Raw genomic sequence first — 20,788 nt, 5'->3', positions numbered from 1 at the left:
TGGGCACTTGTGCCCACGCGGTGATAGGTAGCGGCTCCGTTACCGTGCTCGATGATCTTCCAGCCGCGTATCACCGCGTGGGCATGAATGCCCACCCTACGAAAACCACTCCGCCCCGCATTCCCGTATCATGCCGATTCGACATGAAGGGGGATGAATGGAATCGGTAGGCGTCGTACTCGCAATGCTGCTGGCGGTGATCGGCAGCGGTTACCTGGTGCGGCTGCTGCCCTTCGCGGTGCCGCTGCCGCTGGTGCAGATCGCCCTCGGCGCCGTCATTGCCGGCGTCCTCAAGCGCGGCGTCGCGCTCGATCCCGAGATCTTCTTCCTCCTGTTCCTCCCGCCTTTGCTGTTCCTCGATGGCTGGCGCATTCCGAAGGTCGGCCTGTTCCGCGACAAGGGCACGATCCTCGAGCTGGCCCTGGGCCTGGTCGTGTTTACGGTGCTGGGCGCCGGCTTCCTGATCCACTGGCTGGTGCCGACCATGCCGCTGCCCGTGGCCTTTGCGCTGGCCGCGATCGTCGCGCCCACTGACCCGGTGGCCGTGTCCTCGATCGCCGCGCGGGTGCCGATCCCGCACCGCCTGATGCACATCCTCGAGGGCGAATCGCTGCTGAACGACGCCACCGGCCTGGTGTGCTTCCGCTTCGCCGTCGCCGCCGCGATGACGGGCGCGTTTTCGCTCGCCAGCGCCTCGTTCACCTTCCTCTGGGTGGCCCTGGCCGGCATCGCCTGCGGCGTCGCGATCACGGTCAGCGTGGCCTTCATCCAGCGTGTGGCGGCCCAGCGCCTGGGCGAGGAACCGGGCTCGCCGATCCTGGTGAACCTGCTGATCCCCTTCGGCGCCTACCTCGCGGCCGAACACATCGAAGCCTCGGGCATCCTGGCCGCCGTCTCGGCCGGCGTCACGATGAGCTTTGTCGAACTCTCGGGCCGCGCGCTGGCGACGACCCGCGTGCGCCGCGCCGTGGTCTGGGACACGGTGCAGTTCTCCCTGAACGGCGTGATGTTCGTGCTGCTCGGCGAACAGCTGCCCGAGATCGTGCAACGCGCCCTGCACGACGCCCGGCTCGATGCGGACATGACGCCGATGTCGCTGCTCGGCACGGCCCTCGCCATCAGCCTGGGCCTGATCCTGCTGCGCCTGGTGTGGGTCTGGGTCTCGCTGCGCCTGACGATCCTGAAAGCCCGGCGCCACGGCCAGCACGTCTACACGCCGAACTTCCGGCTGGTGGTCGCCACCTCGCTGGCCGGGGTGCGCGGCGCGATCACGATGGCGGGCGTGCTGACCCTGCCCCTGACGCTTCCCGGCGGCGCGCCCTTCCCCGCCCGCGACCTGGCGATCTTCTATGCCAGCGCCGTCATCATCGTGTCGCTGCTGGTGGCCAGCATCGGCCTGCCGCGCGTGCTGCGCAACCTGGAAGTCCCGGACGAACCGGCCGAACTGGCCGAAGAAGACCGCGCACGCCACGATGCCGCCCTCGCCGCCATCGCTGCCATCGACAAGGCTGCCCACGGCCACGCCGACAAGGAACATGACGCCGACGTCCACGCCAGCGCCGTCGACCATGTGCGCGGCGTCTACGAGCATCGGCTGGGCGTGGGCGGCCTGTACGACCCGTCGCGCGTGCGCGTGGCGGAACAGGCCGAGCGCGAATACCGGCTCGCCGCCTTAAAGGCAGAACGCACGGCGATCCTGGCGCTGGTGCACGCGCGCGAACTGTCGGACGAAATCGCGCGCAAGCTGCTGCGCGAGATCGACCTGGTCGAGTCCAGGTACGGCTGAGGGACTTGCAGAACCGTTCGGCCGGCGCCGATAAAAAGAAACGCGCCCCCGTCGCTTTCCTCCAACGCAGGCGCGCACGGCCGGCGCCACGATTGTCAAGGACCCGAAACTGCGCCAGAATTCTGCTCAACCATTTGGGAGAGAAGGAGCCGGCGATGCAGACTTCCATCCATGTTGCCGATGCCCTGAGCGCGAGGCGCGCCCTGGGAGCGCTGATCTTCGGCTTTTTCGGCAGCGTCCTGCTCGAGGTCTGGAACGAGCGTGCGCATGCCGGCTTGCCGCTGGCCCTGACGATCGGCGCGCTCGGCCTGGTCCTGTTCATGTTTGCCGGCATGCGTTACCGGCGCCATGCACCGGCCCTGGCCGGCGAACCCGACTCGGCGGAAAAGCGCCGCGCCGACCGTGTGTTCAACCTCGTGAACCTGGGCCAGTGGCTGCTGATCCTGGTGCTCGGCAATGTCATGGCCAACCTGGGACTGGGCGACTGGGTGGTGCCGATGGCGATCGCCGTGATCGGCCTGCACTTCGTGCCGCTGGCGCGCGTGTACCGCAACCCGCCCCATTACCTCACCGCATGCGCGATGGTTGCCCTGGCGCTGTCGTATCCCTTCCTCGCACCGGGCGGGGCGCGCGATCCGGTCGGCTTTCTCGGCACCGGGCTGATCTTGTGGATGAGTGCCCTGTGGGCGCTGCGCCCTGCCCGTGGCACCGCGCCCGTAGCTTCGACACCGGCAGCTTAAGCCGGCATCCTTTCCTCAGGGCGCAGGGTCAGCACCTGCACGCCATTGCGGGTCACGGCCACGGTGTGCTCGAACTGTGCCGAGAGCTGCCCGTCGCGTGTGACGACGGTCCAGCCGTCATCCTCGGTCCGTACCGCACGCCGCCCCTGGTTGAGCATCGGTTCGATGGTGAACACCATGCCTTCGCGCAGCACCAGGCCTGTCTGCGGTTTCCCCCAGTGCAGCACCTGCGGCGGCTCGTGCATTTCGCGGCCGATCCCGTGCCCGCAGTATTCCCGGACGACCGAATAGCCGTTGCGCCGCGCATGGCGCTCGATCGCATGCCCGACGTCGCCCAGCGTCGCACCCGGACGCACGGCCTTGATGCCCTTCCACATCGCCTGGTAAGTCACCTGCACCAGCCGTTCGGCCAGCGGCGACACCGCCCCGACCAGATAGGTCTTGCTGGAGTCGGCGATATAGCCGTTCTTCTCCAGCGTGATGTCGAAATTCACGATGTCCCCGTCCTGCAGCAGCTCGCTCGTCGATGGCACGCCATGGCAGACCACGTTGTTGCGGGAAGAATTCAGGGCATAGGCATAGCCGTATTGCCCCTTGCTGGCCGGCCGCGCCTTCAGCTCGTCGACGATCAGGCTGTCGACCAGGTCGTTGACCTGCATGGTGGACATGCCGATCAGGCTCAGCCGGTCCAGGTGGCCGAACACCTGCGCCAGCAGCTTGCCCGATTCGGCCAGCAGGGCGATCTCTTCCGGCCGCTTGGTCATGTCGAGGCCACCCGGATGGCGTCCTCCATGATGCCCGCCGCCCGCAGCTCGCGCGCCATGAGCTCGTTGAAACTCAGGGTCGGATTCAATTCGGCCAGCATGCCGATCCTGACCCAGAACGCCGCCTGCGCGTTGATCGAGCGGTGCGACACACTGCTCCCCTTGCGAATCTGGTCGTGCAGATCGTCGTCGATGTTAACAATGCCCATGCCAAACCCCTTATATACGATTTATATACGGATCATATATTGTCGATCGAGCATAGTGCAAGCGATCTTTGCTGATCCAGGTCATCGTCCTGCCCCGCGCGCTGCGTTAGCTCCCGAACGGTACGCACATGTGGAAGGCGTAAGATCGGTCCGGCACATTGACTCCAGAGCCGCGACCATGACCCTCGACGCCCAGACGCAGCAAGACCCTGCACCGCTCAGCGATCCGCCCGCCGCCGCCAAGGCGGCCGGGCTGCGCTACGTCCACGACGACCGGCCCGGCATCCGGCGCGAGCCGGCGCAAGAAGGTTTTAATTACTTCTCGGCCAAGGGCGAGCCGATCGAGGACGAGGCGACCCTGAAACGCATCAAGTCGCTCGTCATCCCGCCGGCCTGGACCGAGGTCTGGATCTGCCCCCAGGCCAACGGCCACCTGCAGGCGACCGGGCGCGATGCGCGCGGGCGCAAGCAATACCGCTACCACCCGAAATGGCGCAGCGTGCGCGACGAGGTGAAGTACGAGCGGATGATCAATTTCGGCAAGGCCCTGCCCGCGATCCGGGCCGAAGTGGACCGCGCCCTGAAACTGCCCGGCCTGCCGCGCGAAAAAATGCTGGCGACCATCGTCTACCTGCTCGAGGCGACCATGATGCGGGTCGGGAACGAGGAATATGCGCGCACCAACAAATCCTTCGGGCTGACCACCCTGCGCAACCGCCACGTGAAAGTCGACGGCAGCGAGGTCGCCTTCTCTTTCCGGGGCAAGAGCGGCGTCTACCACAAGATCAAGGTGCACGACCGGCGCGTGGCGCGCATCATCCGCAGCACGCGCGACCTGCCCGGCCAGGAACTGTTCCAGTACGTGGGCGAAGATGGCGAGACACATAGCATCGATTCTTCCGACGTCAACGATTACCTGCGCAGCATTACCGGCGAAGACTATACGGCCAAGGATTTCCGTACCTGGTCGGGTACGGTGCTGGCCGCCCTCGCCTTGCAGGAATTCGAGAAGTTCGATTCCGAAACCCAGGCCAAGAAGAACGTCGTGCGCGCCATCGAGTCGGTGGCGCAAAAGCTCGGCAACACGCCCTCGGTCTGCCGCAAATGCTATGTGCATCCGGCCGTGCTCGACGCCTACATGGAAGGCGCCGTGATCGAGGCCATGCGCGAACGCACCGAACAGGAGCTGGTCGAAGACCTGCACGCGCTCCAGCCCGAGGAAGCAGCCGTGCTCGCCATGCTGCAGCAGCGCCTGGCGCACGAGGCCGAAGCCGCCTCGGGCAACCAGAAGAAGGCTGCCTGAGCGTCGGCCTCTCCCCCTTTTCAACGATTCCAAGGACATTCATGAGCAAGAAGACCGCATCGACTTTCGATCTGCAGGAAGGCCATTGCAGCATCGACTGCGTGGCCCGTTTCGAACACCAGGTGACGGGCGTCACCGTCTCCGAGGACAATCGCATCTTCGTCAATTTCCCGCGCTGGACCGAAGACGCGCCGGTCTCGGTGGCCGAAGTGCTGGCCGACGGCAGCGTCAAGCCCTATCCGGACGAAGAATGGAACGCCTGGCGCAATGCGAAGAAGGACGAGCTGAGTCCGGAAGACCACTGGGTCTGCGTGCAGAGCGTCGTCGCCGACGGCCGCGGCAGCCTGTGGGTACTGGACCCGGCCGCGCCGGCGCAAAGCCATGTGGTCGACGGCGGACCGAAGCTGGTGCGCATCGACCTCGCCACCAACAAGGTGAAACAGACCATCGCCTTCGATGAGGACGCGGCGCCCCAGGGTTCCTACCTGAACGACGTCCGCTTTTCGAACGACGGCGCCGTCGCCTACATCACCGACTCGGGCGTGAAAGGCGCGATCGTGGTGGTCGACATCAAGAGCGGCAAGGCGGTGCGCGTGCTCGACGGCGACGACTCCACCCAGATGAAGAAGGGACTCGACGTCAAAGCCGACGGCAAGGTGCTGCGCCGTCCGGACGGGCGCGGCGTCGAGTTCTCGGCCGACGGCATCGAGCTCTCCGGCGACGGAGAGTACCTGTACTGGCAGGCGATCAAGGGCGACACCCTGTACCGCATCCGCACGGAGCAGCTGCGCGGCGCCGGCATGCGCGGCGAGGACGTCTCGAAGGAAGTCGAACCCTATGGCCTGAACGGCGTGAACGACGGCCTGCTGATCCCGCGCGGCAGCAACCGCATGCTGCTCACCGCCGTGCAGGACAATGCGATCAAAATGCGCGACCTTGATGCAGGGCCGGGCGCGCCGCTGCAGACACTGGTGCAGGACAAACGGCTGCGCTGGCCCGACACCTTCAGCCAGGGCCCGGACGGCACGGTCTATGTGACGACCTCGCACATCCAGGATTCGGCTTTCTTCAAGCCGGACGCGCCGAGCGCGCTGCCGACCGAGCTGTGGCGCCTGGTGCCGGGCAAGCCGGGTAACTGAGCGGCTAGCGGATGAAGTAGCCCGAGACTTTCCAGCTGCCGTCCGGCTGGCGCATCGGGACCACGGTCTCGACGGCGCCGGCGCGCCTGGCGAAGTCGGTGTTGTACTGGATGACGACGTATTCGCCGGCAGGCGCGTTCGGCAGCGTGCGGGTGTAGCCGGCCGAACCCAGCGTGCGCGTCTTGACCGCGCCAAAGGGGGCGCGCGCCTCGCTGCCGACCCTGGCCCAGGTGTCGCGCGTCACGGCCTGCTGCATGGCCGGCGCCATGGCATCCCAGGATTCAGGGATCTTGCCGGCATCCATGAGGGCGAGCCACTGGGTGGCGGCGTCGGTTGCGGCGGCGACGCTGGCCGTTTCCTGCGCATGAATGGTCGGGGCGGCGAAGCTGGCGGCGGCCAGCACGAAGGCGGCGAGTGCTTTCAAGACGTTCTCCATCGAGTTGACGGCAAGCGGCCGCCGCGCAGCCGGTCCAGGAACCGGGCCTAGGATACGGAATGCTGGAACACCTGGCGCAAGTAGGCCATGAAAGTCTCGTCGGTGCACATCGATTTGCCGGGCGTGTCCGACAGTTTCGCCACCGGCTGGTTATTGCAGCGGGTCAGTTTCATGACGATGTTCAGCGCTTTATAGGGCGTGTCGTTGGTGAGCTGGGTGCCGATGCCGAAGCCGGTCTGGGTGCGGTCGGCGAAATGGCGGTACAGGGCCAGCGCCTTGGGCACGGTCAGCGCATCGGAGAACACGAGGCGCTTGGTGCGGGCGTCGATGCGCAGTTTCGCATAGTGCGCCAGCGCCTTTTCTCCCCATTCCAGCGGATCGCCCGAATCGTGGCGCAGGCCGTCGAAGAGCTTGGCGAAATACAGGTCGAAGTCGGCCAGGAAGGCGTCCATGCCGACCACGTCGGTCAGCGCCGTGCCGAGGTCGCCGCGGTATTCCTGCACCCAGTCCTCGAGCGCCGCTTTCTGAAAGTCGCGCAGGCGCACCGGGAAGGCCTGGAAGGCCTGCATGTATTCGTGCGCCATGGTCCCGATCGGCACCAGGTTGTACTTGCGCGCCAGGTGCACGTTCGAGGTGCCCTTGAAGAACTGCGGCAGCTCGCGCGCCAGCGTCGACACGACCTCGTCCTGCCACTCCCCCGAGAAGCGCCGGCGCACGCCGAAGTCGAAGAATTCGAAGGGGTTGGTGCGCTTCGGCTCCTTGTCGAAGTCGCGGAACTGTTCGACCTTCAGCGCCAGGCGCTTGCGCGCTTCCTCGATCGCCGCGGCGGCGTCGAAGCGCCGGAAATACAGCTCGTTGACGATGTAGAGCACATAGATCTCGAAGCCCATCACATGCACGATCGGGCCGGTGGCGCGGATGCGCAGGTGCGGTCCGTCGGTCTCGACCGTGATGAACTTGCGCTGGAAGCGGAACACCGTCAGGAAGTCGGCGAAGTCGCTTTTGATGAAACGCAGGCCGCGCAGATAGGCGATCTCTTCGTCGGTGAACAGCAGCTCGCACAGATGGTCGAGCTCGCGCTCGACTTCTTCCTTCAGCTCGGCCAGCGGATAGTCCGGCTGGTTACGGCACAGGAATTCGTATTCGCCATGCGCGTTCGGGTGCCGGTGCAGCAGCGCCTGCCACATCGTAAATTTGTAGAGGTCGGTTTCCAGCAGGCTGCGGACGATGGGTTTCATGATTTTTCTTTCACGCCTTTTTCTTTTGACGTTTTTTGGGCGCGAGCATGGTGCCGGTGCAGCCGGGCGTGCCGCAGCGGCAGGCGAACAGTTTTTTCAGGGCCGGTGTGTGGCGCTCGTCGTAGATGAGTGCGTAGTTGTAGTTCAGTTCCTGGCCCGGCTCGATCGGATGCAGCGCGTGGATGTAGACGCGCCCTTCGTCTTCATACGCTTCGCAGTTGGGCGAACAGGCATGGTTGATCCAGCGCGCCTCGTTGCCGCGGCTGCCGCCGTCGATGACGCGGCCGTCGTGCAGGCTGAAGTAGAAGGTGTGGTTGATCGGGCCGCCCCGGTCTTCGGCGCGCTGGGTCGCCTTGTCCCAGGTGATGCGTTCGCCCCGGTATTCGATGATGCGCTCGCCGGCATCGATGTGGCGGCGGGCGAAGACGCCGTTGCCGTGGACGGGGGATTTCTTCACTTCATAGGCCGGGTCGGCCTTGGCTGCGGGTTTGGTGGGCATGTAGGGTTCGGGTTGGCGATCGACGCGCGGCATGCGCGATGTGCATCATTACTATTATCGTACGTTTTTTCCGTCCACGCCGCACATGAGTATTTCTCGCCGGCGAAAAAAACGCCCGCTGCGGACGACACCGCAGCGAGCGCCAACGGGACACGCGCCCTTACTGGAGCTCGATCTTGCCGTACTGGCCGTGCGCCTCGTCGCCCGGCCCGGCCGCGTAGAACAGGGTGGTGGTCGGCTGCGCCTGGATGCCATTGCCGAAGGCGATACCCCATAAGCCATCGATGACGATCGGCGTCTTGTCCGCGCGGCTGAGCGTCCCCATCAGGGCGCCGGTGCTGGGGTTGTAGGCGTTGATCTTGCCGTCGCCAAAATTCGCCACCAGCAGGCTGTTGCTGAAGTCGCCGAAGGCGGCCGGCGCCAGCGTCATGCCCCAGGGCGCGTTCAGGGCGCCGCCGGTCGCCACCCGCGCGACGAAGGCGCCGTTCGGATCGAAGGCGTCGACGATGCCCAGGCCCGCGCCCTTGGCCTCCTCGCCGGAGGCGTCGCGCTGCGCATAGGCCACGTAGATGCGCCCGCCCGCGGCCTGGATGCCGAAGGGCGCATAGGTGGCCGGCAGGTTGGGGTCGGTGAAACTGCCGCCGGGCAGCGTCGCCTTCTGCCAGTTGCCGTCGTAGACATCGATGCGGCGATTGCGGAAATCCGCCGCGTAAATGAAGTTCGCGCCGCCCGAGCTGGCGATCGCCAGGCCCGTGTAGACGGACGCGCCGCCGCTGTCGACCACCGTCACCGCATTGGTGCGGTTCACCGTGGGCGACCAGCCGGCCACCGTGCCGGCCAGGCCGGCGAAGATGAAGGGGCTGGCGCCGGTGACGCCGTTCTGGGTCACCTTGAAATCGCTGCTGCCGTTGAACACGATGCCGGTCGGCCGCGCCGCGCCGGCCGTGCCGGCGGGAATCGCGACGACCAGGGACTGCGGCACGCCGGCGCCGTCGTACAGGGTCGAGGTCGAGGTACCTTCGTTGTTGACCCAGACGAAGCCGGTCGGATTGAAGGCGATGCCCCAGGCATTGACGAGGTGCGTATCGACGTGCGGCGCCGGCGCCGCATCGGCCACCAGGACCGTCGTGGCATAGGCGCTGGTGGCGACCGGCGGCATGACGACCGGCGGCCGCATCGGATGGTCGTCGCCGCCCCCGCAGGCTGCGACGACGGCGGCCAGGGCCGCGCCGGAGAGGGCCGCCTTGAACCAGGCGGCCGCTTTGGAATGGATGTGCATGGCTGCTCCTCAGGGCTGGGTCGGGAAGGATGATCCCCCGTTAATGCCCGCCGGCCCGCGCAAGGTTCAAGCGTCGCGGCGCAAAAGGCTGCCCGTCAGAAGCCGAGGCTGGCGCTGGCGAACAGCGCACGCGCCCGCGCGGCGCCCAGGCCGGGGTCGCGCTGGCGCGCCTGCAGGCCGATCTCGACGCTGAAGTCGCCGATGTCGGCGGCCAGGCCGGCGCGCAGGTCGATGCGGTTGCGCGCGGCGCGGCCATAGTCCTGCAGCCAGTGCAGCAGGCCGGCGTGGCCGGTCAGCCGCAAGCGCTCGCCCAGCGGCCAGTCGCCGTTCACTTCGGCATAGGCGGTGCGGCCCTCGCCGTAATAATGGGGCGACAGCGACACCCGCGCGCCGGCGCGATCGGAACTGATCCCGGCATACACCTCGAGGTAATTGCTGCGGCCGTCGCGCAGGAACACCACGCGGCTGACCCCGGCATCCCAGCCCAGCCCGGAGGCCAGGCGCCGGGCATAGCCGGCGTAGGCGATCGCCAATGCGCTGGCGGGACTGGCGCGCAGGAGCACGCGCGAGCCGAAGGCTCCCCAGTACCAGCCATCGCTGCTGTCCTGGTCGATGCGCAGCTGCGGCTCCGCGCGGCCGCTGCTGAGCGAGAGGCCGCGCAGGCTGTATTCGGACACGACGCTGAAGGTGGCGGCCGTCTGCGCCTGGGCGCCGGGCGCCAGTGCGAACAAGGACAGCAGGAAGACGGCGCGGCAGGCCGCGGGCACGACCCGGCGGCCAGGGATCAAGGGGCTTTTTCGGCAGTGATCGCGACAGTCGAGGGGCATGGGCAGACACAGGCTCCGGCGGCGCGCCCGATGACTGCGCATGCGTCTATGCTACCAGTTCGTTCGGCTTGCTGTCCCGGTTCTTGTCGCGTGTTCAGCGAGAAGGCCGCCACGCCCGCCCCCGCCTCGCTCAGGCGGCTGCGCAGGCCGGCCGGCGTCAGCGCGGGCCGCAGTTCGACCAGCAGGGCGGCCAGGCCCGACACATGCGCCGCCGCAAACGAGGACCCGTTCACCAATGCCCAGCGCGCGCCCGGCATGCAGGTCGGGATGTCGGCGCCCGGCGCATGCAGCGCGCCGGGCGCCGCGCCCGTTCCCGCCGCCGCCACGGAAATCACGCCCGGATGCGAGGCCGGAAAGCCGCCATCGGCGCGGCGCGGATCGGCCGCGCCGACCACCGCGATGCCGCGCGCCAGGGCCGCGTCGAGCAGGCTTTGCAACAATCGGTCGGGCGGCCCGCTCAGGCTCAGGTTGATGACCCTGGCGCCATGCAGCAGCGCATAGTTGATGGCCCGGCCCAGGGTAAAGCTGTTGCAGCGGACCGGCGCATGCGGGCGCTCCCAGCAGGCGCGCAAGGCCATCAGCCTGGCGTCCGGCGCGATGCCGGCGATGCCGACGCCGTTGCCGCTGCGCGCTGCGATGATGCCCGCCACCGCCGTGCCGTGCGCTTCGGCGGCGTCCGGGCCGGCATCGACGAAATTCTCGCGCAGCGCCACCTGTCCCAGCAGGTCGGGATGCGCGCTGTCGACACCGCTGTCGATAACGGCCACCGGCACCTTGCGTCCGGTGCTGGCGCGGTGCAGCGCCGCCAGCTGCCAGTCGCGGCCGGCCGGCTGGACGGCGTACAAGGGATCGCCGCCGTCCAGGCCCTCGTACAGGCTGACAGGCTGCACCCAGAGCACGCGCGGATCGCGCGCCAGTTCCGCCAGGGCGCGCCCGGCCGGAACGCCGCCCGCCTCTTCCATCACGAAGCAGTCGACGCCGATCGCCGGCATCGGCCAGGCATTCACCAGTTTCAGCCCATGGGCGCCGGCCAGTTCCTCGGCGAGGCGACGGCGCGCGGCACGTGTGCCGTCGCCGCCATAGCCGCTGCCGTAGGCGCTGTCGGGACGAAAATGCCGGGGCGGCAGGCGCAGCATGACCAGCAGCTGGCGCGCGGCCGGCTCGGCCTCGCGCGCGGCGGCGGGCGAAGCCGGCTGGGCGTCCTCGGCTGCGGCTTGGGCGGCGCAGCGCTGCGCCGTGCCGAGCAGCGTGCACAGCCCCAGCACCAGGGCCGCGATGCGGGCCCGGATCATGGGTGGCCCGTGGCGCCGAGCGATTCGGCCAGCAGTACCGCCGGCTCGGCGCGCAACCTGGCCAGGGACGCCGCCGCATCGGCTTGCGGCAGCGCCAGCAGCCAGGCATCGGTCACGGTCGGCCCGCCGACCACGCGCGCCCCGCTGGCGCGCAGGATACGGCGCAGCTCGCGCTCGGCGGTCTCGGGCCGGAACACGACCACCGCCTGCCCCATCGCCGCGGGCGCCGCGCCCAGTCCGCGGAAGCTGTCGGCGGGCGGACCCGGCCGGGCCAGCAGGAAGGCCAGCAGCACGATCACGCCGCATTGGACGAGCGCCATGCGGCGCAGCCAGCGCGGATCGTTGGCGGCCCGCCCCCGCAGCGTCAGCGGTGGGGAAACGTCCGCCGGCGGCTGGACCGGCGCGTCGATGCGCGCGAGCAAGCGGCCCAGTGCGGCGTCCGGGTCGCACTGCGGGTCGGGCGCCGCTGCCGCCTCGCGCAGGCGGCGCAGTTGCTGGAAATCGGCACGGCAGGCGGCGCAGCCGGCAAGATGGGCCTGCGCCGCGTCCAGCTCGGCGCCGCCGAGCCGACCGCTCAGCAGCCAGGGCAAGGCGTCCCGGGTTGCGCGGTGGGCCGCGTCGCCATCCATGCCGGAACGCCCGTTCATGGCCGTCCCTCCAGCTGGCCTTCGAACAGCAGGGCAAGGCGGCGCCGGGCGTGGAACAGCCGGGTTTTGACCGTGTTGACGGGGCAATCCATGATATCGGCAATCTCCGCGCAACTCATGTCGTGATAAAAGGTCAGCTGGAACGCGGCCCGTTGCGCCAGCGGCAAGGTGTCGAGGGCGTCGCCCAGCGCGTGCGCCAGGCTCAGCTGCTCGAAGCGGCGCTCCGGCTGGCAACTCGCCTCGGATGCGAGCGCATCGGGAAAAGAATCGAGCGGATCGTCGAGCTTGTGCAGCATCTTGCAGGCCTTGCGGTAGGCAATCGCAAAAATCCAGGTCGAAACCTTGCAACTGCCGTCGAAACTGTCGGCTTTCTGCCAGACGACCAGCATGACGTCGTTGACGATCTCCTCGATCAGCTGCACGCTGCGCGTCATCCGGTGCAGGAAGCGCGTCAGGCGCGGGAAATAGGCACGGTACAGGACCTCGAAGGCGTGCCGGTCCCCGCCCGCCACCAGGCCGACCAGCTCGGCGTCGCGGTCCTGGCCTGTTTCCGCCAGCCGCGCGGCGGGCTGCGTTTCATGGGTCCGGCAATCCACGCCTGCATCTCCGCTGTTTTCGGTGAATACCCCGCCGCGGCAAAAAAGTTCAAGCCCGCCGTCCCTGCACCCGGCTGGGGATCAGTTACCGAGCTCCTCCTCGCGGAACTCGACGCCCGTTCCCGGCGCCGTGTCGCGCACCGCCTCCTGCTTGCGCAGCTCGACCCGCCGGATCTTGCCGGAAATCGTCTTCGGTAGCTCGCGGAATTCGATGCGGCGAATACGTTTGTACGGCGCCAGGCGCTCGCGCGCAAAGGCAAAGATCTCTTTCGCCAGCGCGGCGCTCGGTTCGACGCCCTGGCGCAGCGTGATGAAGGCCTTCGGCACCGACAGGCGCAGCGCGTCCGGACTCGGGACGATGGCCGCTTCCAGCACCATCTCGTGTTCGACCAGCACGCTCTCCAGCTCGAAGGGGCTGATGCGGTAGTCGCTCGACTTGAAGACGTCGTCGTTGCGGCCGACGTAGAAGTAATAGCCGTCCTCGTCGACCAGGGCCGTGTCGCCGGTGTGATAGAAGCCGGCGCGCATCACGTCCGCCGTCTTTTCCTCATCGCCTTCATAGCCCAGCATCAGCGCCAGCGGGCGGGGATCGAGCTTCACGGAGATCTCGCCCTCCTGCGCCGGCTGGTCGTCGATGTCGAGCAGGGCGATGCTGTAGCCGGGCAGCGGGCGGCCCATCGAGCCCGGTTTCACGGTCTGGCCCGGCGGGTTGCCGATCTGGGCCGTGGTTTCGGTCTGGCCGAAGCCGTCGCGGATGCGGATGCCCCAGGCGCGCTCGACCTGTTCGATGACTTCGGGATTGAGCGGCTCGCCCGCCCCCACCAGTTCGCGCAGCGGCGGCTTCCACTGGCTCAGATCTTCCTTGATCAGCATGCGCCAGACCGTCGGCGGCGCGCACAGCGAGGTGACGCCGCAGCGCTGCACGGTTTCCAGCGCCGCCTTGGCGCTGAAGCGTTCGTAGTTATAGACGAATACGGTGGCGCCGGCGTTCCAGGGCGCGAAGAAGCAGCTCCAGGCGTGCTTGGCCCAGCCCGGCGAGGAGATGTTCCAGTGCACGTCGCCGCGCTGCAGGCCGATCCAGTACATGGTCGACAGGTGGCCGGCCGGATAGCTCTGGTGGCTGTGCAGCACCAGTTTCGGCTGGGCCGTGGTGCCGGAGGTGAAGTACAGCAACAGCGGATCGTGGGCCTGCGTTTCGCCCTTCGGCGTGAAGACGCTCAGCACGCGCCGGCAATCGTCGAAGTCGTGCCAGCCGTCGAGGCTGCCGCCCACGGCAATGCGCGTGTAGTTGCCGGTGATGCCTTCGAACTTGTGCGCCTCGGAGACCTGGGCGATCACGTGGCGCACCCGGCCGCGCGCCATCCGGTCCTGCAGGTCGGCGGTCGAGACCAGCATCGTCGTCGGCACCAGCACGGCGCCGAGCTTGATCCCGGCCAGCATGATTTCCCAGAGTTCGACCCGGTTCGGCAGCATCAGGAGAACCCGGTCGCCGCGTTCGACGCCGCATTGCTGCAGGTATTGCGCGACCTGGTTCGAACGGGACGACATGTCCGCGAAGGAGATTTTCTGCTCGCGCCCATCCTCCCCGACCACCCACAGCGCCGGGGTTTCGTTGTCCCTCGCTTCGTGGTCGAAGAAGTCGAGCGCCCAGTTGAAGGTATCGAGCTTCGGAGCCTGGTAGTCGCGGTAGGCGGTGTCGTAGTCGGTGCGGTGCTGTTGCAAGAAGTCGCGTGCCTGGACGAAACGCTGGTAAGGGGTCATGGTGTCTCCTGTGCGCAGTTGCGGGGCAGCCTGGTCCCATCCCGGAAGGACATGGCTCGGCTTTTATTGTCAGTTTGCGCACATTGTGCCATGGCTTGGCGGCGCGCGGCAGGTGTACATGGAAGGCCGGCGCGGGGCAACCCGGCCGGCTCTTCGGGGAGATCAGCGTGGGCGGCGCAGCGGCACCGACAGCTCGCCCTCCGGCTGCATCATGTCGATCACGCGGCAATCGCCGCACATCTTGAGGCGATCGAGGTTGCCGGCAAAGGCGCCGTGCTGCGACAGCTTGGACAGCATGTTTTCGATCATGTGCAGGGTGCCGAAAGGCTTGCTGCAGCGGATGCAGTGGAAAGGCTGGGATTCGTTCAGCAGCACGGTCTGCTTGCGCGTTTCGCCGAAGGCCATGCGCGGCACCAGGGTGATCGCGTTTTCAGGGCAGGTATTCGCGCACAGGCCGCATTGCACGCAGTTCTGCTCGACGAAGCGCAGCTGCGGCGCGTTCGGCGTGTCCATCACGGCCGAGGACGGGCAGGCGCCGACGCAGGCCATGCACAGGCTGCAGGCCTGCTTGTCGACCGCGATCGCGCCGAAGGGGGCGCCTGCCGGCAGCGGCACGGCGTCCGGCTGCTGGCGCGCATGGCGGAACAAATGGTCGAGCGCGTAGTCGAGCGTATTGCGCTTGTCCTGGGCCAGGTTGAAGGTCGCGGGCTGGGCCGGGGTTTCGCCGCGCGGCGCGTGCTGCAGGGCGAGCGTCAGTTCCTGCGGGCCGGCGACGCGCAGCAGCTGGAAGTGCGGGCCGGCATAGCCGAGTCCATCGAGCACGGCCTGGGCGACGCGCATCTGGGTGTCGAGCGCGGCCGCGTATTGCGGGGCTTCGGCCTCGGTCATCAGCACCGTGATGCCGGCGGCGCCATAGGACAGGCTCGTGAGCCACAGGTCGATGCCGGTCGAGGCAGTGTGATGCAGGGCCATCGGGATCACGCGGCCGGGCACGGCGTCGATTGCCGCCTCGAGCAACGGCGCGCCGCCATCGCTGTGGAACAGCAGGACCGGGTCCTGGCCGCCGGCCTCGGCATACGCGCGCAGCGCGGCCTTGATGCGGCTGCCCGTGTGCGCCGGCGACGGATAGTTGTAGCTCATCGCGCCGGTCGGGCAGACGGTGCCGCAGGCGCCGCAGCCGGCGCACAAATACGGATTGACCTTGACGCGGTCGCCGTCGCCGACGATGGCCTTGGCCGAGCAGATCTCGATGCAGGCGTTGCAGCCGGTCAGGCCGTTGCGGCTGTGGGCGCACAGGCGTTCCTTGTAGGCGAAATACTTCGGCTTGTCGAAGTCGCCCGTCATCTCCATCATCTCGGCGGCGGCCGCGCGGCGGGCGCCCTCGTCGGGGCCCGGCGCGTAATAGCCGTGCGGATGCTGATGGGTCGAAATCAGCGGACTCGGCGACAGGTCGAACACGAGGTCGAACTTGCCCTGCTGGGCCGGCTGGCCAGGTGCCTGCCAGCGCGCCTCGAAGGCGCCGAGCCAGCCGGCAACGGCCACCGCGCGCGCCACGAAGACTGGGTACAGGCGCTCGCCGACGTCGACGTTGTCGAGCAGCAGCAGCGTGACCGGCAGGCTGCTTGCGAGGTGCTCGGCCCAGGCCAGGGCCTGCAGCGAGCTGCCGACGACCAGGGTGCGCCCGCCCGAGCGGTAGCTGACGGAGGCGGCCGGCTCGAAGGGCGCGATGGCGTCGGCTGCGAGGATGGCGGCGGTCTTGGCAAGGGCGTTGCGGCGTTCCTGCAGCGGATCGCCGGCCTGCCCTTCCAGAAATCGGATGTTCATGCGTTACCTTGGTTGAAATGCGCTTGAGTGAATTGCTGGTGGAGACTGGCCTGGGCTTCAATGACAATCACGGGCGTGCCTCTGCATTGTGCGCGCCCAGGCTGGGGAGTGCAATGGTGTCGACGGCGGGCTCGATGGGGAGCGCCGGGAGCGGCTGCGGCATGGGCGCTGCGCCGCTTGCCGGGTCGGACCGGACAGGCATGTCCGCGGCGGGTTCGTCGAGAGCAATCCCGGGCGCTGCCTGCTCCCCTGCCGCCGCGGCCTGCTCGTCGACGTCCGGCACCTCGGAGAGCTCCGCCTCCAGGGCCCGGGCTGCCGCGTCGGCGGGCCGGTCGCGCGCGGCCAGCCTTGCCAGCTCGGCCTGCACCTCTTCCGGACGGCGCAAGACCCCGCGCGCGTGCTCGAGCGCCGCCAGCATCGTGGCCGACACCGGGTCCGGCTTGTTGTAGTCGTCCATGTACATGTCGAGCCGGTCCAGCACCTTGAAATGGGGATCGGCGAACAGTTTTTTCAGCGCCAGGCGGCGCACGTCCTTGTCCACGCCCTGGCTGACGAAGGCGGAAAAGTCGGAAGCGGGCGTCAGCCGGGCAGCGTCCTCGAGCGTGGGAGCGGAAGCTGCAGGCCCGGCGGCGGGCTCGCCGGCGGGCGCCGCTTGCACGGGTTCGGGGACGGTGGCAGGCGCAGGGGCTGCGGCGGGCGGCCCGGGGCGCTTCGCTTCGGCCGGGGCAGCGTCGCTGCCAGCCTCGCCGGTTGCCTTCATGCGCGCCCAGCGGCGCAGGAATCCTTCTTCGGGCATCAATGCTCCTACCCGTGCTGGCGGCCGCGGCGCGGCTTCGGCGTGTAGTTCTCGCGCAGGTAGCCGGCGACCCAGGCGTAGATTTCGGCCGGCATCGTCACGCCGTCGGCCGATTCGCCGGAATCGAACATGCGCGTGCCTTCGACATAGCTGACCGAGGCGCGTGCAGGCATGGCGCGGCCGTCTTCCATGCGCCACAGTACGAACACTTTCGATTCGGGCGCGATCACGTTCTCGTAATAGCCTTCGTGTTCGTCCGTGTAGAGCTCGAGTTCCAGGCCCGAGACCAGGTAATAGTCGCGCTCCGGACTTTCGCCGAGTATCTGCAGGCGCGGCAGGTTGCCGCGGTCGGGCACGACGCCGACGGCGGACCAGGCCTCGTCGGCCCAGCGGTGCTGCAGCGCGCGGCGCTGCATGATCACCGCGATCGGCATGCTGGCCATTTTCATCAGTGCTTTACCTCTTTTGCATTGCCCTTGTCGACAGCCGGCGAAGCGCCCTTCGGCACTGCCTGGGTCGGAATTTTCTTGGCGTCCGGACTCGGCGTGGCGGTGCCGAGCTTCTCGCTCTTGATCGGCACGTTCGCGGACTCCATCGCCTGCGGGCTGCGCGGCGCCGCGCCGTTACCAGGCGAGGCGGCCGCATTGCCGGCCGGGGTGCCGGTGAGCGTGTTGGCCGAGACGCCGGTTGCGCGCGGCGCGACGCCTGGCATCGGCGTGCCGGTGGTGGCCACGCCGGTGGTCTGGACCGCCTGCGGCACCGCGCCGCTCAGCGCTGCGCCCGCTTGTGGACCACCTTGTGCGCCGGTGGCCGATGGACCCGGTCCGGGCACGCCCGCGGACGTTGCGCCGACCGATGGCGCGCCGGCGACCGGAGCGCCCGGCGCGCCAGCCGCGGCGGGCGCGGGTGCCGCCGCGATCGCCACCGGCGGGTGCGTGGTCCAGCCCTTGGCGCTGGCATTCGAACGCCAGCGCGCACTGAGCGACTCCATCGAGGCTGCCAGCAATTCCTTCTGCTTTGCCGCTTCGGCATCGGCCGCCGCTTTCTTGGCGGCCGCCGCCTGCTGCGCCGCCGGCGTCGGCGCCGGCAAGGTGGCCCAGGCAAAGCTGGTCGTGGCCAGCGAGGCCAGCACCAGTGCGCGCTGCAACAGTCGGATGCGCATCATTTCTTTTCTCCCGTCAGCGTGCCCGGGGCCGCGGCCGGGGTGCTGTCCTGGTTGGTGGCGCTGCCGGCGCCGACCGGGGTGACGCCGGCCGCCGGGGCGTTCGCCGCCTTGGTGCCGTAGTCGCCCGCAGGCTTGTTGCCCGGCGCCCCACCGCTGACCGGCGCGGTCACGCCCGAGGACGGGCCCTGGCCGGTCTCGGTGACGGTGCCGCCCATGGCCGCGCCGCCGGTGGTGCCGCCCGAGCCGCCGGCGATGCCCGGCGTGCCGCCGGCATAGGCGGCGTTGGTTTCAGGCTTGCTGCTGCGCGCCATCACCTGGCCGCTGGTGCCGCCACCGGCCGTGACCTGACCCGGGAATTTGGTCTGGATCACGCCGTCCTTCGGGTTGGCGTGGCCGCGGTCGCAGCCGGCGAGCGTCATGCAGGCGGCAAGGATGCCAAGAGCGAGTGTGGATACTTTCATCGTTGACCTCAGTGTGCCGGTCCCGGACGCGGCGCCGCCGGCGGCACCTGTCCCGGACGCGTGGTGTCGGGCGCGGCGCCCGATCTGGCTTCCTCGTACCACAGCGCGTGGTGCGCCTTGGCCCAGTTTTCGTCGACGCTGCCGTGGCGCATGGCGTCGTAGGCGCCCGGCGTACCGATCGTGCCGATATAGATGTGGCCCATGGCCGCCGCCATGTACAGCGTGGCGCCGCCGATGTGCAGGTAGTTCGCCATCTGCATCACGTAACGGGTCTGGCCGAAGGTGACGAAGTCGAGGATCAGGCCGGTGATCGACATGACCAGGCCGAGCATCACGACGCCGAACCAGAACCAGCTCTTTTCGCCGGCATTGAAAAAGCCGGCCGGCACGTGTTTATGGGAGATGAGTCCGCCGCCCTGCTTCACCCACTGCCAGTCGATGCGATTGAAGAAGTTACGGCGCAGGAAGGTGAAGATCATCAGGATCGAGCACAGGACGAACAGCGGCCCGACGACATTGTGCAGGTATTTCGAGATGATCGCGACCCAGGAGAACAGCGTGTGCCCCATCCACGGCATCAGGATGTTCTTGCCGAACATGATGATGATCCCGGTGACGGCCAGCGCGATGAAGGCAAAGGCCGTGGCCCAGTGCACGGTGCGTTCCCAGCTGTTGAAGCGGTGGATGCGCCGTCCGGACGGCGCCGGATCGAACGGCGCCGGACCGAAGGCTTTATAGAATACGAGCAGCAGCAGCGGCACGGCCAGCAGGATGGTTCCGGCGATCAGCGCCAGCGGACCATTGCGCAGGAAGCGCCAGGTATTGCCGCCGCGCTGGACGATGACATTCGCCTCGTTGTTGCCGTACTGGCCGAGGTAGTGGCGGTCGATATGGACGCGGCCCGAGGCGCTCTCGTCCAGACCCGGTTCGCGCACGCGCGAGTCGCCTTCGACCTGCAGCATGGTCTGCTCTTCGGCATAGGCCGGCCTCGCGTCCTTGTTCGGCACGCCCGCAAAGGCCGCGGGCACGAGCAAGGCCAGCATCAACGCAAGGATCGCACGCACGGCATTGAATTGAGCTCGCATGGCGGTCTCCTAGGGATTGGCGCGGTTGTACTCGTTCTGCTGGTTGTTGCGATTGATGATCGCAGCGCTCCAGGAGAGCTTGTCGTTATGGAACAGCGTCTGGAAATGGCGGGTGTCCTTCTTGCCCGCGTACTGCCCTTTCACCCAGGCCGGATGCTGTTCGACTTCGAGGCAACCGGACAGGGCGAGCACGAGCGGCAACGCCGCGAGGAGAGTCAGTTTTTTCATGTCGGCAGGCTCCCCGGATCGTTCTGGCTGTCGCCAGGTTTCTGGTTCACGCGCGGCAGGTCGCCGGTCGCCTTGCGCGGGCCGCCGCGTTTGTTCGGGCCGTAGGCGATCTTCCAGCCCCACAGCTCGGGGCCGTAGCCGCGCGTCTCGACGCGCTGGCGGTAGATGTCGGCAATCAGGTTGGCCTCGCCGCCCAGCAGCGCCTTGGTGCCGCACATTTCCGCGCAGGCCGGGAGCTTGCCCTCGGCGATGCGGTTGCGGCCGTACTTCTTGAATTCGTCTTCCGAGGTATCCGGCTCCGGACCGCCGGCGCAGAAGGTGCACTTGTCCATCTTGCCGCGGTGGTTGAACAGGCCGGTGGACGGGAATTGCGGCGCGCCGAACGGGCAGGCATAGTGGCAATAGCCGCAGCCGATGCACTGGTCCTTGCTGTGCAGGACGATGCCGTCTTCGGTGTGATAGATGCAGTTGACCGGGCACACGGCCAGGCAAGGCGCGTCGGTGCAATGCATGCAGGCGATCGACACCGAGCGTTCGCCCGGTGCGCCGTCGTTGATGGTGACGACGCGGCGCCGGTTCACGCCCCAGGGCGTCTCGTGTTCGTTCTTGCATGCGGTAACGCAGCCGTTGCAGTCGATGCAGCGCTCGGTATCGCAAATGAATTTCATCCTTGCGGACATGTTCGTCTCCTGTTCCTGTCCAGAGGTCTCGTC

The 20,788-nt window shown here is 67.9% G+C and carries 23 protein-coding genes; 4 read left to right on the top strand and 19 right to left on the bottom strand.

All coding sequences use genetic code 11. The features are described from left to right. The first annotated feature begins 157 nt into the window (after positions 1 to 157). Positions 158 to 1,786, top strand: a complete 1,629-nt coding sequence (locus ACI48I_RS07730) for a Na+/H+ antiporter (protein ID WP_498573805.1) — start codon at positions 158 to 160, stop codon at positions 1,784 to 1,786. A gap of 155 nt (positions 1,787 to 1,941) precedes the next feature. Beyond that, positions 1,942 to 2,526, top strand: a complete 585-nt coding sequence (locus ACI48I_RS07725; protein ID WP_498573804.1) for a hypothetical protein — start codon at positions 1,942 to 1,944, stop codon at positions 2,524 to 2,526. On the opposite strand, the gene map is transcribed toward ACI48I_RS07725, so the two are convergent. Both map and ACI48I_RS07715 read right to left on the bottom strand, forming a co-directional pair. Next, positions 2,523 to 3,290, bottom strand: coding sequence for a type I methionyl aminopeptidase (map, locus tag ACI48I_RS07720; protein ID WP_498573803.1), 768 nt, complete (start codon positions 3,288 to 3,290; stop codon positions 2,523 to 2,525). The genes ACI48I_RS07725 and map overlap by 4 nt on opposite strands. Then, a complete protein-coding gene (locus ACI48I_RS07715; protein ID WP_193685326.1) occupies positions 3,287 to 3,499 on the bottom strand; it encodes a ParD-like family protein in 213 nt (70 codons plus the stop codon). Before ACI48I_RS07715 ends, map begins: the two co-directional genes overlap by 4 nt. 178 nt (positions 3,500 to 3,677) lie before the next feature. Here ACI48I_RS07715 and ACI48I_RS07710 point away from each other — a divergent pair, with 178 nt between their 5' ends. After that, a complete protein-coding gene (locus ACI48I_RS07710) occupies positions 3,678 to 4,802 on the top strand; it encodes a DNA topoisomerase IB (RefSeq protein WP_193685325.1) in 1,125 nt (374 codons plus the stop codon). Between the two features lie 41 nt (positions 4,803 to 4,843). Next, entirely contained in the window at positions 4,844 to 5,941 is a 1,098-nt protein-coding gene (locus tag ACI48I_RS07705; RefSeq protein ID WP_498573802.1) for an L-dopachrome tautomerase-related protein, read from the top strand. 4 nt (positions 5,942 to 5,945) lie between these two features. On the opposite strand, the gene ACI48I_RS07700 is transcribed toward ACI48I_RS07705, so the two are convergent. The 17 genes from ACI48I_RS07700 to fdh3B all read right to left on the bottom strand — a co-directional run bounded on the left by ACI48I_RS07700 (position 5,946) and on the right by fdh3B (position 20,755). Continuing rightward, on the bottom strand, positions 5,946 to 6,365 hold the full coding sequence (locus ACI48I_RS07700; RefSeq protein ID WP_193685323.1) for a DUF4019 domain-containing protein: 420 nt from the start codon (positions 6,363 to 6,365) through the stop codon (positions 5,946 to 5,948). Positions 6,366 to 6,424: 59 nt separating this feature from the next. Then, positions 6,425 to 7,615 carry a nicotinate phosphoribosyltransferase gene (pncB, locus tag ACI48I_RS07695; RefSeq protein ID WP_498573801.1) on the bottom strand — a complete coding sequence of 397 codons (1,191 nt, stop codon included), beginning with the start codon at positions 7,613 to 7,615 and terminating at the stop codon, positions 6,425 to 6,427. A 10-nt stretch (positions 7,616 to 7,625) separates the two neighbouring features. Then, positions 7,626 to 8,114, bottom strand: coding sequence for an SET domain-containing protein (locus ACI48I_RS07690; protein WP_498573800.1), 489 nt, complete (start codon positions 8,112 to 8,114; stop codon positions 7,626 to 7,628). Between the two features lie 160 nt (positions 8,115 to 8,274). Beyond that, positions 8,275 to 9,393: a TIGR03118 family protein gene (locus tag ACI48I_RS07685; protein ID WP_498573799.1), complete on the bottom strand. Its 1,119-nt coding sequence runs from the start codon at positions 9,391 to 9,393 to the stop codon at positions 8,275 to 8,277. 95 nt (positions 9,394 to 9,488) lie between these two features. After that, positions 9,489 to 10,181 carry a TorF family putative porin gene (locus ACI48I_RS07680; protein ID WP_193685319.1) on the bottom strand — a complete coding sequence of 231 codons (693 nt, stop codon included), beginning with the start codon at positions 10,179 to 10,181 and terminating at the stop codon, positions 9,489 to 9,491. Then, a complete protein-coding gene (locus ACI48I_RS07675; RefSeq protein ID WP_498573798.1) occupies positions 10,178 to 11,512 on the bottom strand; it encodes a S8 family peptidase in 1,335 nt (444 codons plus the stop codon). The genes ACI48I_RS07680 and ACI48I_RS07675 overlap by 4 nt, the downstream gene beginning before the upstream one ends. Continuing rightward, complete coding sequence (locus ACI48I_RS07670; RefSeq protein ID WP_498573797.1) at positions 11,509 to 12,159, bottom strand: zf-HC2 domain-containing protein; 651 nt, start codon at positions 12,157 to 12,159, stop codon at positions 11,509 to 11,511. The genes ACI48I_RS07675 and ACI48I_RS07670 overlap by 4 nt, the downstream gene beginning before the upstream one ends. Continuing rightward, positions 12,156 to 12,755 carry an RNA polymerase sigma factor gene (locus ACI48I_RS07665; RefSeq protein ID WP_227496419.1) on the bottom strand — a complete coding sequence of 200 codons (600 nt, stop codon included), beginning with the start codon at positions 12,753 to 12,755 and terminating at the stop codon, positions 12,156 to 12,158. The genes ACI48I_RS07670 and ACI48I_RS07665 overlap by 4 nt, the downstream gene beginning before the upstream one ends. A gap of 81 nt (positions 12,756 to 12,836) precedes the next feature. Then, positions 12,837 to 14,516 (bottom strand): AMP-binding protein, encoded by a 1,680-nt coding sequence (locus tag ACI48I_RS07660; protein ID WP_498573796.1) that lies wholly within the window; start codon positions 14,514 to 14,516, stop codon positions 12,837 to 12,839. Positions 14,517 to 14,678: 162 nt separating this feature from the next. Continuing rightward, on the bottom strand, positions 14,679 to 16,340 hold the full coding sequence (locus tag ACI48I_RS07655; RefSeq protein WP_498573795.1) for a 4Fe-4S binding protein: 1,662 nt from the start codon (positions 16,338 to 16,340) through the stop codon (positions 14,679 to 14,681). Positions 16,341 to 16,407: 67 nt separating this feature from the next. Next, positions 16,408 to 17,136, bottom strand: coding sequence for a DUF3306 domain-containing protein (locus ACI48I_RS07650; RefSeq protein WP_498573794.1), 729 nt, complete (start codon positions 17,134 to 17,136; stop codon positions 16,408 to 16,410). Between the two features lie 8 nt (positions 17,137 to 17,144). Then, the gene (locus ACI48I_RS07645) at positions 17,145 to 17,585 is read right to left on the bottom strand and encodes a DUF3305 domain-containing protein (protein WP_498573793.1); all 441 of its coding nucleotides are present in this window, start codon (positions 17,583 to 17,585) and stop codon (positions 17,145 to 17,147) included. Beyond that, positions 17,585 to 18,301, bottom strand: a complete 717-nt coding sequence (locus ACI48I_RS07640; protein ID WP_498573792.1) for a hypothetical protein — start codon at positions 18,299 to 18,301, stop codon at positions 17,585 to 17,587. The genes ACI48I_RS07645 and ACI48I_RS07640 overlap by 1 nt, the downstream gene beginning before the upstream one ends. After that, positions 18,298 to 18,762 (bottom strand): hypothetical protein, encoded by a 465-nt coding sequence (locus tag ACI48I_RS07635; protein WP_193685311.1) that lies wholly within the window; start codon positions 18,760 to 18,762, stop codon positions 18,298 to 18,300. Before ACI48I_RS07635 ends, ACI48I_RS07640 begins: the two co-directional genes overlap by 4 nt. A gap of 8 nt (positions 18,763 to 18,770) precedes the next feature. Beyond that, positions 18,771 to 19,847: a formate dehydrogenase subunit gamma gene (locus ACI48I_RS07630; protein ID WP_193685310.1), complete on the bottom strand. Its 1,077-nt coding sequence runs from the start codon at positions 19,845 to 19,847 to the stop codon at positions 18,771 to 18,773. A 9-nt stretch (positions 19,848 to 19,856) separates the two neighbouring features. Further along, the gene (locus ACI48I_RS07625) at positions 19,857 to 20,075 is read right to left on the bottom strand and encodes a hypothetical protein (RefSeq protein WP_193685309.1); all 219 of its coding nucleotides are present in this window, start codon (positions 20,073 to 20,075) and stop codon (positions 19,857 to 19,859) included. Then, on the bottom strand, positions 20,072 to 20,755 hold the full coding sequence (gene fdh3B / locus ACI48I_RS07620; protein WP_227496418.1) for a formate dehydrogenase FDH3 subunit beta: 684 nt from the start codon (positions 20,753 to 20,755) through the stop codon (positions 20,072 to 20,074). The genes ACI48I_RS07625 and fdh3B overlap by 4 nt, the downstream gene beginning before the upstream one ends. Positions 20,756 to 20,788 lie beyond the last annotated feature (33 nt).

Source organism: Massilia sp. LXY-5 (genome assembly GCF_059801075.1).
Note: the sequence above shows the minus strand (reverse complement) of the source record. Positions and strands in the feature narration are given on the sequence as shown.

Excerpts from the sequence above, each read along its gene's own strand:
- ACI48I_RS07645 (WP_498573793.1), bottom strand. The coding sequence starts at position 17,585 with ATGAAAATGGCCAGCATGCCGATCGCGGTGATCATGCAGCGCCGCGCG.
- ACI48I_RS07655 (WP_498573795.1), bottom strand. The coding sequence starts at position 16,340 with ATGAACATCCGATTTCTGGAAGGGCAGGCCGGCGATCCGCTGCAGGAA.
- ACI48I_RS07690 (WP_498573800.1), bottom strand. The coding sequence starts at position 8,114 with ATGCCCACCAAACCCGCAGCCAAGGCCGACCCGGCCTATGAAGTGAAG.
- ACI48I_RS07725 (WP_498573804.1), top strand. The coding sequence starts at position 1,942 with ATGCAGACTTCCATCCATGTTGCCGATGCCCTGAGCGCGAGGCGCGCC.
- ACI48I_RS07705 (WP_498573802.1), top strand. The coding sequence starts at position 4,844 with ATGAGCAAGAAGACCGCATCGACTTTCGATCTGCAGGAAGGCCATTGC.
- ACI48I_RS07660 (WP_498573796.1), bottom strand. The coding sequence starts at position 14,516 with ATGACCCCTTACCAGCGTTTCGTCCAGGCACGCGACTTCTTGCAACAG.
- ACI48I_RS07675 (WP_498573798.1), bottom strand. The coding sequence starts at position 11,512 with ATGATCCGGGCCCGCATCGCGGCCCTGGTGCTGGGGCTGTGCACGCTG.
- fdh3B (WP_227496418.1), bottom strand. The coding sequence starts at position 20,755 with ATGTCCGCAAGGATGAAATTCATTTGCGATACCGAGCGCTGCATCGAC.
- map (WP_498573803.1), bottom strand. The coding sequence starts at position 3,290 with ATGACCAAGCGGCCGGAAGAGATCGCCCTGCTGGCCGAATCGGGCAAG.
- ACI48I_RS07650 (WP_498573794.1), bottom strand. The coding sequence starts at position 17,136 with ATGCCCGAAGAAGGATTCCTGCGCCGCTGGGCGCGCATGAAGGCAACC.
- pncB (WP_498573801.1), bottom strand. The coding sequence starts at position 7,615 with ATGAAACCCATCGTCCGCAGCCTGCTGGAAACCGACCTCTACAAATTT.
- ACI48I_RS07670 (WP_498573797.1), bottom strand. The coding sequence starts at position 12,159 with ATGAACGGGCGTTCCGGCATGGATGGCGACGCGGCCCACCGCGCAACC.
- ACI48I_RS07715 (WP_193685326.1), bottom strand. The coding sequence starts at position 3,499 with ATGGGCATTGTTAACATCGACGACGATCTGCACGACCAGATTCGCAAG.
- ACI48I_RS07730 (WP_498573805.1), top strand. The coding sequence starts at position 158 with ATGGAATCGGTAGGCGTCGTACTCGCAATGCTGCTGGCGGTGATCGGC.
- ACI48I_RS07710 (WP_193685325.1), top strand. The coding sequence starts at position 3,678 with ATGACCCTCGACGCCCAGACGCAGCAAGACCCTGCACCGCTCAGCGAT.
- ACI48I_RS07630 (WP_193685310.1), bottom strand. The coding sequence starts at position 19,847 with ATGCGAGCTCAATTCAATGCCGTGCGTGCGATCCTTGCGTTGATGCTG.
- ACI48I_RS07685 (WP_498573799.1), bottom strand. The coding sequence starts at position 9,393 with ATGCACATCCATTCCAAAGCGGCCGCCTGGTTCAAGGCGGCCCTCTCC.
- ACI48I_RS07625 (WP_193685309.1), bottom strand. The coding sequence starts at position 20,075 with ATGAAAAAACTGACTCTCCTCGCGGCGTTGCCGCTCGTGCTCGCCCTG.
- ACI48I_RS07640 (WP_498573792.1), bottom strand. The coding sequence starts at position 18,301 with ATGATGCGCATCCGACTGTTGCAGCGCGCACTGGTGCTGGCCTCGCTG.
- ACI48I_RS07635 (WP_193685311.1), bottom strand. The coding sequence starts at position 18,762 with ATGAAAGTATCCACACTCGCTCTTGGCATCCTTGCCGCCTGCATGACG.